General features: G+C 63.3%; 11 protein-coding genes and 1 pseudogene. 5 read left to right on the plus strand and 7 right to left on the minus strand.

Features of this window, described 5'->3' with window-relative positions; all coding sequences use genetic code 11:
* Positions 1-509: thiamine pyrophosphate-dependent enzyme (locus tag A2J01_RS14645; protein WP_269455318.1), on the minus strand; the 509-nt coding region annotated here is incomplete at its 3' end.
* Between the two features lie 221 nt (positions 510-730).
* Here A2J01_RS14645 and A2J01_RS14650 point away from each other — a divergent pair.
* Complete coding sequence (locus A2J01_RS14650; RefSeq protein WP_064112971.1) at positions 731-1,759, plus strand: phosphotransferase family protein; 1,029 nt, start codon at positions 731-733, stop codon at positions 1,757-1,759.
* Here the strand turns inward: A2J01_RS14650 and A2J01_RS14655 are convergent.
* From A2J01_RS14655 to A2J01_RS14665, 3 genes are read right to left on the minus strand one after another with little or no spacing between them, the layout of a single operon-like run.
* Positions 1,756-2,205 carry an acyl-CoA thioesterase gene (locus A2J01_RS14655; protein WP_064112972.1) on the minus strand — a complete coding sequence of 150 codons (450 nt, stop codon included), beginning with the start codon at positions 2,203-2,205 and terminating at the stop codon, positions 1,756-1,758. The two genes, A2J01_RS14650 and A2J01_RS14655, sit on opposite strands and share 4 nt — an antisense overlap.
* Positions 2,202-3,440, minus strand: coding sequence for a benzoate/H(+) symporter BenE family transporter (locus tag A2J01_RS14660; protein WP_064112973.1), 1,239 nt, complete (start codon positions 3,438-3,440; stop codon positions 2,202-2,204). The genes A2J01_RS14655 and A2J01_RS14660 overlap by 4 nt, the downstream gene beginning before the upstream one ends.
* 36 nt (positions 3,441-3,476) lie before the next feature.
* Positions 3,477-3,950 carry an Lrp/AsnC family transcriptional regulator gene (locus A2J01_RS14665; protein WP_003941284.1) on the minus strand — a complete coding sequence of 158 codons (474 nt, stop codon included), beginning with the start codon at positions 3,948-3,950 and terminating at the stop codon, positions 3,477-3,479.
* A 102-nt stretch (positions 3,951-4,052) separates the two neighbouring features.
* On the opposite strand from A2J01_RS14665, the gene A2J01_RS14670 reads away from it, so the two are divergent.
* Positions 4,053-4,676 (plus strand): LysE family translocator, encoded by a 624-nt coding sequence (locus A2J01_RS14670; RefSeq protein WP_064112974.1) that lies wholly within the window; start codon positions 4,053-4,055, stop codon positions 4,674-4,676.
* Positions 4,677-4,698: 22 nt separating this feature from the next.
* Complete coding sequence (locus tag A2J01_RS14675; RefSeq protein WP_064112975.1) at positions 4,699-5,535, plus strand: sulfurtransferase; 837 nt, start codon at positions 4,699-4,701, stop codon at positions 5,533-5,535.
* A 1-nt stretch (position 5,536) separates the two neighbouring features.
* Here the strand turns inward: A2J01_RS14675 and A2J01_RS14680 are convergent, their stop codons facing one another.
* Positions 5,537-5,998 (minus strand): DUF6328 family protein, encoded by a 462-nt coding sequence (locus A2J01_RS14680; RefSeq protein WP_003941357.1) that lies wholly within the window; start codon positions 5,996-5,998, stop codon positions 5,537-5,539.
* A gap of 13 nt (positions 5,999-6,011) precedes the next feature.
* Positions 6,012-6,830, minus strand: a complete 819-nt coding sequence (locus A2J01_RS14685) for a shikimate 5-dehydrogenase (protein WP_064112977.1) — start codon at positions 6,828-6,830, stop codon at positions 6,012-6,014.
* Positions 6,831-6,957: 127 nt separating this feature from the next.
* Between A2J01_RS14685 and A2J01_RS14690 the strand changes: the two genes are divergently transcribed.
* A complete protein-coding gene (locus A2J01_RS14690; protein WP_064112976.1) occupies positions 6,958-8,532 on the plus strand; it encodes a molybdopterin-dependent oxidoreductase in 1,575 nt (524 codons plus the stop codon).
* Here A2J01_RS14690 and A2J01_RS14695 read toward each other — a convergent pair.
* Positions 8,519-9,154 (minus strand): TetR/AcrR family transcriptional regulator C-terminal domain-containing protein, encoded by a 636-nt coding sequence (locus A2J01_RS14695; protein WP_054187324.1) that lies wholly within the window; start codon positions 9,152-9,154, stop codon positions 8,519-8,521. The genes A2J01_RS14690 and A2J01_RS14695 overlap by 14 nt on opposite strands.
* A 158-nt stretch (positions 9,155-9,312) precedes the next feature.
* On the opposite strand from A2J01_RS14695, the pseudogene A2J01_RS14700 reads away from it, so the two are divergent.
* A pseudogene (locus tag A2J01_RS14700) lies at positions 9,313-9,506 on the plus strand (amidohydrolase family protein); the annotation flags it as partial.

A 9,506-nucleotide genomic window follows, 5' to 3' on the forward strand; every position in this document is an offset into this window, starting at 1 on the left:
TCGCCCTGACTTGTGGCGCCGTCGCCGAAGTACGCGATCGTTGCGATCTCGGCGCCGTCCAGGTGTGCGCCGAGTGCGTATCCGGTGGCGTGCAGCCCTTGGGAGCCGACGACGATCGCCGGGTTGGTGACGTTGAATTGTTCTGGATCCCAACCGGAATGGGAGATTCCTCGCCACATGGTGGTCAGCAATTCGGGGGGAACACCCCGGCAGTACGCGACGGCATGTTCGCGGTAGCTGGTGAACGCGAAGTCGTCTGGGGCGAGCGCTCTCGCGGAACCGACCTGGGCGGCTTCTTGTCCTAGCATCGGAGCCCACAAACCGATTTCGCCTTGACGCTGCAGGGCAACAGCTTCGGTGTCGATGCGGCGACTCACGACGAGATCGCGATACAACGACAGCAGTTCGTCAGGCCCGATGTCTGTTATCAGGCGGTCGAATTCGGGACGGCACACTCGTGCGCCGTTCGGTTGGATGAGTTGGACCGGATAATCGAGGTTGTCGATCATCTTCGCTCACCTCGGTTTCTGCTCATGCCCGGCGCGCCTCGTGAGTACGCCGCACAATCCCGATGTGTCGTATGCAGTTGTCGCTCTACCATCAGGATCCCCCTGATTGGGAAATCCGCAAGTATTTTCACTGCCGTATCAAGACCTGAACTGCGAACTGGCGAGTAACAAACGTGTCGGTACGGCCAACCGATCGGACTTCAACCGCTAGCATCGGTGCGGTGACTGCAGTCGGTTTGAACGAAGAAGCTGTTTCCGCGTGGATCGCCGAACTGGGGGTCGGCGCCACGACACCACTGACTTTCGAGAGGATCGGTAACGGGCAATCGAACCTGACCTACTCCGTGACGGATGCGGGCGGAGGACGGTGGGTACTGCGCAGACCTCCACTCGGCACGTTGTTGGCGTCCGCGCACGACGTCGTTCGCGAGCACCGCATCCTGTCCTCGCTCCAGGGAACCAAAGTGCCGGTTCCGAAGATCCTCGGCATCACGGAAGATCCGGAGATCACGGACGCTCCGCTGGTCCTCATGAGCTACATCGACGGCGTTGTGATCGACGGCGTTCCGGTGGCTCAGAAGTTGACCGAGGACGAGCGTCGCGCGGTCGGCTTGGCGATGCCCAAAACCCTCGCAAGCATCCACGGAGTTGACCTGGAAGAGACCGGGCTGGACGACCTGGCCAGCCGCAAGCCCTTTGCCGAGCGTCAGCTCAAGCGGTGGTCGGCGCAGTGGGAGAAGTCGAAGACCCGCGATGTTCCGGATGTCGACCGATTGGCCGAGATTCTGCACCGAAACATTCCGGAACAGAACGAAGTGACGTTGGTTCACGGCGACTTCCACCTCAACAACGTCATCACCGATCCGGCCGAGGGGCGCATCGTTGCCGTCGTCGACTGGGAGCTGTGCACGTTGGGGGAGCCGCTCGCGGATCGCGGTGCGCTACTCGCGTACTGGCCGGAAGCCGGTGACAAGGTTGCCGGTCCGTTCATGGCGTCCACGCTGGAAGGCTTCCCGAACCGTGACGAGCTGGTCGCTGCCTACGTCGAGGCGACTGGCCGCGACGTGTCAGCGGTCGGATACTGGCACGTACTCGCTCTGTGGAAGCTCTCGATCATCGCAGAGGGCGTGCTGCGACGCATTCTCGACGATCCGCGCAACAAGGCCGAGCACGGCGGCCCGACGGTCGCGCTGATCGACGGAATCGTTGCACGCGCCGTCTTGACGGCAGATCAGCTCGGCCTGAGCTAGTTTTCGGTCAAGATCCCGGCTGCCGATCTGATGGCCGCCGGGATCTCCACCGGCTTACGGGTGTCGGCGTCGACGTAGACGTGGACAAAGCGGCCGGTGGCAGCGGGTTCCCAATTGCCACCGTCGACCTCGTGGAATATCGCCAGGGCGTAGACGATGCTCTTGGTGCCCAGCTTCTCGACGGAGATACCCACCTGCAACGGCTCGGGGAACGACAGCTCGCTCAGGTACCGGCACGACGTCTCGGCGACGACGCCGATGGCAGGCAGGGTGCGGATGTCGGTTCCAGTGGAAGACATCAGCCAGGCGTTGACCGCGGTGTCGAAGTACGAGTAGTAGGTCACGTTGTTGACGTGGCCGTAGTGATCGTTGTCGTCCCACCGCGTCGGGACGGGCCAGAGAACGGGAAACTCGCTGATCGACGGGGGCGTCTGCGCTGTGCTCACGGCTTCGACTGTAGTGAGGACTTTCGCGAGAGTGGGGGCAGGGTGGTGCCCTGTAGGACGGCGCGCACGATCAGCCCCACTAACAGCGCCCAGAATGCCGAACCGATTCCCAGGATACTGACCCCGGATGCGGCGATCAGAAACGTGACCACGGCGCCTTCACGTTCACTCGCCTCGCTCAGCGCCGACGTGAGGGCGCCGGCAAGCGTTGCCAGGAGCGCCAGTCCGGCAACAGTTTCCACGACTCCGGCCGGTGCGGCGGCTACCAGAGCGGCCACCGCGGCCGCGCCGGCAGCGAGAACGAGATACGCCCAGCCTGCGGTGAAGGCAGCGATCCATCGACGTTTGGGATCCGGATGTGCGGTGGGGGCGGCGGCCAGGGCTGCGCTGATCGCCGCGAGGTTGATCGCATGGCCACCGGCCGGTGCGCCGACGATGGTGCCGATACCCGTCACGATCATCGACGGTCGCCAGGGAACGGTGTATCCGAACGAATTCATCACGGCCACACCGGGAATGTTCTGCGAAGCCATCGTGACGATGTAGAGGGGAATCGCAATGCCGATCATTGCCTGCCAGGTCCACGACGGCGCGGTGAGATCAATGCGGGGAATCATGGCGCCGGCGTCGAGCACTCGATCCGACGTGACGAGGCTGATCCCGATCACGACCGCTGCTGTGAGAAACGCGAGCGGAACCGCCCACCGCTTGGAGAAGCGCTGCGCGGCAAGCCAAACCAGGATGACGGGCGCGACCGCTGCCGGTGCGTCCCGGACGGCGATGATCGGCGCCAGGCACAACGGCATCAGAACCCCGGCGAGCATCGCCTGCGCGAGGGGCGTCGGGATTGCCGAGATGATCCTTCCGAGCGTCGGCCACAGTCCGGTCAGCACGATCGCGATTCCGACGACGATGAATGCTCCGACCGCGGCCGGCCACCCACCCTCGACCGCTCCGGCGCCGGCGAGCAGAGCGGCACCGGGCGTCGACCAGGCCAGGGTGATCGGCATCCGATACCGGCGTGAGAGCCAGAGCATTCCCAACGCTTGGGTCACACACAGAACCAGCAGTCCGGACGCCGCCTCGGTCGCATCCGCACCGACAGCGGCGAGGCCGGTGAGCACCACCGCGAACGAACTGGTGAAGCCGACGAGGGCCGTGACGATGCCTGCGCTCATCGGTTGCGAGTTGCTGCGAACGGCTTCCGGTTCGGTGGTATCTGTGGAGTCCGACATGGTCAGTGATTCTGCCCGACCCGCCCCAGACCCGATTTACCTGTCCGGTCGGATGGGTGAGGTGACCGCTTTGCCGTAGATGAGGTGCGTTTGGGCGTGCCAGACCTCGGGATGTGCGGCGAGGTGGTCGATCAATACCCGTTGTAGATGAGCGCTGTCACGGACCGCGACGTGGAGGAAGAAGTCCTCGGGCCCCGAGACGTTGAAGAGCGCAAGCGTTTCCGGCAGCGCTAGCGCGTCGGCGGTGAACCGGTCGACGAGGTCGCGGCGGTGTGGTCGCAATTGAACGGCGATGATCGCCTGCATCGACCGGCCAACGGCTGCCGGATCGACAACCGCATGGATACCGCTGATTGTTCCGTTGGCACGTAGGCGTCGTACGCGCTCGTGGCACGAGGACGTCGCCAAGCCGACTCGATCGGCCAACACCTTGTTGGTGATCGACGCGTCGTTCTGCAATTCGGCCAAAATCTTCCAGTCCACCGGATCCAGAGGCTCATTCTTCGTCATCTGCCGAACTATATCCGAAGTCGTTTTGAACTTCCCGGATCCAGTTGCACACTCCTGGCATGAACATGTGTCTCGAATCAGCTCGGGTGTGAGGTATTTCGGATGAGTGTCGGTCAATGGCTCGCTTTCGGCTCCCTGCTATCCATCGTCCTGTTCACGCCGGGGCCGGATTTTGTCCTGATCCTGCGTCATTCTCTGGCAGATCGTCGGACCGGCGCGGTGGTGGCCGCCGGTGTGATTTCCGGGCTCTTCGTTCACACTGCTGCCGCGTCACTGGGTCTCTCCGCACTTGTGGCGACACGGCCACAGTTGCTCTCCGCGCTCACCTACGCCGGGGCGGCATATCTGACCTGGCTCGGCATCTCCGCGATTCGAAGTGCTTTCAAAGCCCGAGCCTCGGACGAGGGAATTCCGGCAGCGAAAGAACCGATCGCGGTCACCACGGCATTTCGCTACGGCTTCCTCTCGAACCTGCTGAATCCGAAGGCGCTGTTGTTCTTTCTCGGGCTACTCCCGCAATTCATCGAGCCGGGTGAAGGCGCAGGGCTGCGGACGTTGATGTTGGCGGGCGCGACGGTGGGCGCCGCGGCACTGTGGTGGGCGATCGTGGTGGTGTTGGCGGCCGGAGCCGGCAAGAAGCTGCGTCGCCCTGGCGTCGGCAAGCGAATCGACGTGGTGACGGGAGTGTTGTTGGTGGGCCTCGGTGCCTTCTTCGGGGTTGCATGAGTGGTCGTGTCAGGATGGGTTCATGACACTTCCCGTGCTGATCGACGTCGAAGAACTGTCCGCTCTCATCGAGGCCGGCGCTGCGCCGCGATTGCTCGATGTCCGATGGGCGCTGGGTGATTCGAACGGCGAGCAGCATTTTCGCGACGGCCATATTCCCGGTGCGGTATTCGTGAACCTCGACGAGGAACTTGCCTCGCCGCCGTCGCCGGGCAAGGGAAGGCATCCGCTGCCGAGTCTCGAAGACCTGCAGGCCGCGGCGCGTCGTTGGGGAATCGACGACGGTGATTCGGTGGTGATTTACGACGCCACCGGCAACACGGCCGCTGCCCGTGGTTGGTGGCTGCTGCGGTGGGCCGGACTCTCGGATGTCCGACTGCTCGACGGCGGGCTGCAGGCCTGGGAGTCCGCAGGACTGCCGTTGGCGGCCGGTATCGGCGAGTCCGTCAGCCCGGGCAACGTGACTTTCACCGGCGGCAACATGCCGACTGTCGACATCGACGGTGTCGGCAACTGGACGAGCGAGGGCGGTGTCCTTCTCGACGCCCGAGCCGGGGAGCGGTACCGCGGCGAGGTCGAGCCGATGGATCCCGTCGCAGGGCACATCCCCGGTGCGGTGAACGCGCCGACCGCCGAGAACATCACCGGCGACGGGCGATTCCTGGATACGACCCACCTGCGTGAGCGATTCGCCGGACTGGGCGTCGGAGACAAGGTGGCGGTGTACTGCGGATCCGGAGTGACTGCCGCGCACGAGATCGCGGCGCTCGCGATCGCTGGTTACGACGCGACGCTGTTCCCGGGCTCGTGGTCACAGTGGTCCAACGACAGCACTCGCGCCGTCGAAACCGGAGCCTGAGTCAGCTCTTGGTGCGATCGATGAATGACGGCACGAGAAACCACAGTGCCGTGAACATGATCGCGGCGCACGCTGCCAAAACCTTTGCGGCAACTCCGCCGACGGCGACCTCGGCGATCAACAGGACCGTGCCGGTCATGGAGGCGGCCAGAAAGGCTATGCCGCACAGGGCGAATCGGTTGGCCACGGGCAATATGTTCTCGCGGTGCCCACGGCGGAAAAGCATGCGATGCCAGACCGCGGGTGCCATCAGGAACCCGAACGAGATGGCAACAAGGATCACCGTCACCAAGTGGATGCCGCGGATGTACGCCGACGCTTCCTCGTAGCGTTCGGTGAATGCCACGGCTAGCAGGAAGGCAAACAGGATCTGCACACCAGAGAGCGCGACGCGCAGCTCTTGCAACAACTCGTTGAAGTTCCGCGCGAGTTGTTGAGGTGGAGTCTCCCCGGTCTCGTTCACGGCGACGTGGTTCCTACGCCCGTGAGTATTCCGACGCTCGCTGGATCTGCTCCGCGCTCGGACGCACGCCGGTGTAGAGCACGAACTGCTCGGCGGCCTGAAGGGCAATGACTGACGCTCCTGTGATCGCCGTTTTGCCGAGTTCGGTCGCCAACGCGATCAGTCGCGTCTTCGCAGGCATCGCGACGACGTCGAAGACGACATCGGCGGCGCGCACTGCGTGCTCGGGGAACGACAGTGCATCTGCTTCTGCGCCGCCGGACATACCGATCGGGGTGGCGTTGATCAGCACACCGGGACGAAGCTCACCGAGTTCGGCCTGCCAGTCGAAGCCGTACTGCTTCGCAAGCGATGACCCCACTTGCTGGTTGCGGGCGATCACGGTGACGTCGGTGAATCCGGTGTCGCGCACCGCGGCGACGACTGCTTTTGCCATGCCACCGCTGCCGGCGACAGCGACGGACAGGCTCGTGTCGACGTTGTTGTCACGCAGTAGATCGGCCACCGCCTGATAGTCGGTGTTGTAGGCGTGCAGCACTCCGGACTCGTTGACGATCGTGTTGACGGAGTCGATGGCGCTGGCCGAATCATGCATGACGTCGATGTGCTCGATGACCTGTTCCTTGAACGGCATCGACACCCCACAGCCTCGAATCCCGAGTGCTCGTACGCCTGCGATCGCGGCTGGCACGTCTTCGGTGGTGAAGGCTTTGTAGACGAAGTTCAAGCCCAATTCTTCGTAGAGGTAATTGTGAAATCTGGTGCCGATGTTGCTCGGTCGCCCGGAGAGCGACATGCACAGGAGCGTGTCCTTGTTGAGGTCGACGGTCATCGTTCCCACTCTAATCGCGAGTTCGGAGTAGTTCTTGATGGAGGAGTGCACCCATCCGGATGGCCCGCAGCGCCGAATGTCGGGTATCCGATCGAAGCACCACTCGCACCGACAGAGCCGAGACGACATGGTCACACAGAACATCGACGAGCACCCGAGCACCGAATCTCGTCCACCGCGTCGTAGATGGGCTGCTCACGCGATCTCCGGGGTCTTGGCCGCGGCTGTCGTCCTGGGCGTCGGTGAACTGGTTGCGTTGCCGATCAACCCGGACGCGTCGCCCTTCTACGCGGTAGGTGCGACTACCGTCGACCGAACGCCGGCGTGGGCTCGCGAGTTCGCGATCGATACTTTCGGTACCAATGACAAGCCGGCGCTGTTCATCGGAATGTCGATCTTGATCGTTCTGCTCGGTGCGGTGGCCGGGCTCCTGGAACGGCGACGCCGCCCGATCGGCAGCGTCATTCTCGTTCTTCTGGGCGCGGTTGGTGTGTATGCGGCGATGCAGCGCCCGACTGCCGATGCGATGTACGTGTTCCCGACGCTGGTCGGTGTGGTGGCGGGCGTCGCAACCTTGCGGTTGCTGATCACACAACTCGAAGTGCCGCTCTCGCCGGGCGTCGCCGACTCGTGGTTGCCTCGTCGTCAGTTCCTTCTGCTGGCAGGTGCGGCGTTGGCAGTGGCTGCGGCAGCGGGTGCCGCCGGGAAGTTCGTGGGTCAGCGAATCGCCGGAGCAGTAGCGAATCGTGAAGACTTTGTCGTGCCCACCGCCGCTGACCCGGCGCCGCCGATCCCGGCGGGTGCGGATATCGCAATTGCGGGTGCGTCGACATACATCACGCCCAACGACGACTTCTACCGAATCGACACTGCACTCCTCGTTCCGCAATTGACGACGGATTCGTGGGAACTGCGGATTCACGGAATGGTGGACCGCGAGATGACGTTGTCGTTCGACGATCTGGTGGCGCGAACGCCCATCGAGCGAGTCATCACGCTGACGTGTGTCTCGAACGAGGTGGGCGGCGTTCTGGCCGGGAACGCGAAGTGGATCGGTTATCCCATGAAGGACCTGCTCGACGAAGTCGGTGTCCATCCCGACGCCGACATGCTCCTCTCGACCAGCGTCGACGGCTTCACAGTCGGCACCCCGGTCGAGATAGTCACCGACGGCCGTGACGCGATTCTCGCCGTGGCGATGAACGGTGAGCCGTTGCCGTTCGAGCACGGCTATCCCGTTCGGCAGGTCGTTCCCGGTCTGTACGGTTTCGTCTCCGCCACCAAGTGGGTGACGGAGTGGGAACTCACGCGTTTCGACAAGGTCGAGGCCTATTGGACCCAGCGCGGTTGGGGTGCGCAGGCACCGATCAAGACGTCCTCGCGTATCGAGGTGCCGGCAGCTCTGGCTCCCATCGAGCCGGGCCAGGTGCTGGTGGCGGGAACGGCCTGGGCGCAGCATCGCGGGATCGAGAAGGTCGAGGTTCGCGTCGACAACGGTGAATGGCAACCGGCGACACTGGCGCAGGAGTACTCGATCGACACCTGGCGTCAATGGTCGTGGATGTGGGATGCAGGCTCGGGTTTGCACACGGTGCAGGTCAGAGCGACGGATTTGGACGGGAACGTTCAGGTGGAAGAGCGCACTCCGCCGATTCCCGGTGGTGCCACGGGATGGCACACCAGGTCGTTCACCGTGAGGTGACGTCGGAATCCGAATGAGGTTCGGTATACAGACGAACAACGCGTTGAGCCATCCATCCGGCGATCAGGGTTCGCAGGCCGAAGTCGAACGTGTCGTCGGTTCGCAGTGGGGTCGTAGCCTCGCGCGTGACCTCGCTCGGGTTCGAGGATTGAGTCCACGCGACATCCGGCGTCGAGAGTTTCACGACGGATCCGAGAACCAAACTGTCCAGCGTGGAGATTGCGTGACGAGTGTCGGTCGGATCGAAACCGCCGTCCGAAAATGCTTGAACCAGTGCAGTATCGATATCAAAAGTCACCTCGGTGCGGACGCTGCGTGTCATGAGTAGCGGGATGAGGCGCCAATGTTCGACGGCAGCTCGGCGATAGGCCCACCCCCACGCGCTGATCCGTTCGCTCCATCCTGGGGGTGGGTGGGGGACAGAGATCGACGACATCACGCGGATGCGCATGAGTTCGACGATCTCGGATCGACCCGAAATATGTGTGTAGAGCGAAGACGGAGTCACGTTCAATTGCTTGGCGATCCCGGGCATGGTGAAGTCGCCGGTCGCGTCGACAGCATCCAGAGCCGCGTCGGTGATGTTTCGCGTGGACAGTATCGGCTGGGTGGGACGCGGCATCGATTCTCCTGGTGAGGGATTCGTCAGCAATCTCGGACTTCATCGAGTGATGACAACTCCTTGATTTCGGGAGCCGATATGCATCATACTAACCGAACCCTATTCGGTATGTCGGCGGAATCTTCCGGCGATCGGTACACGTCGGAGGAACATTCAATATGTCTGTCGTATGGCTGACCGGTGCAACGATCATCGACGGGACGGGCGCCGACCCGATCGAGAACTGCGCTGTTGCTGTGGAAAACGGGCGCATCAGTGCACTCGGTGGCACGCCACCCACGGGGGCGGAGGTGCTGGACTGCGCTGGGCTGACAATCACGCCCGGCCTCATCGACGCACACGTTCATCTCGG

The sequence above is a fragment of the Rhodococcus sp. EPR-134 genome, from assembly GCF_001647205.1.
Taxonomy (GTDB): domain Bacteria; phylum Actinomycetota; class Actinomycetes; order Mycobacteriales; family Mycobacteriaceae; genus Rhodococcus_F; species Rhodococcus_F qingshengii.

Bases quoted from the DNA above. Each gene is read 5' to 3' on its own strand.
- A2J01_RS14660 (WP_064112973.1), bottom strand. From the start codon at position 3,440: ATGTCGGACTCCACAGATACCACCGAACCGGAAGCCGTTCGCAGCAAC.
- A2J01_RS14665 (WP_003941284.1), bottom strand. From the start codon at position 3,950: ATGACGAAGAATGAGCCTCTGGATCCGGTGGACTGGAAGATTTTGGCC.
- A2J01_RS14670 (WP_064112974.1), top strand. From the start codon at position 4,053: ATGAGTGTCGGTCAATGGCTCGCTTTCGGCTCCCTGCTATCCATCGTC.
- A2J01_RS14675 (WP_064112975.1), top strand. From the start codon at position 4,699: ATGACACTTCCCGTGCTGATCGACGTCGAAGAACTGTCCGCTCTCATC.
- A2J01_RS14685 (WP_064112977.1), bottom strand. From the start codon at position 6,830: ATGACCGTCGACCTCAACAAGGACACGCTCCTGTGCATGTCGCTCTCC.
- A2J01_RS14690 (WP_064112976.1), top strand. From the start codon at position 6,958: ATGGTCACACAGAACATCGACGAGCACCCGAGCACCGAATCTCGTCCA.
- A2J01_RS14695 (WP_054187324.1), bottom strand. From the start codon at position 9,154: ATGCCGCGTCCCACCCAGCCGATACTGTCCACGCGAAACATCACCGAC.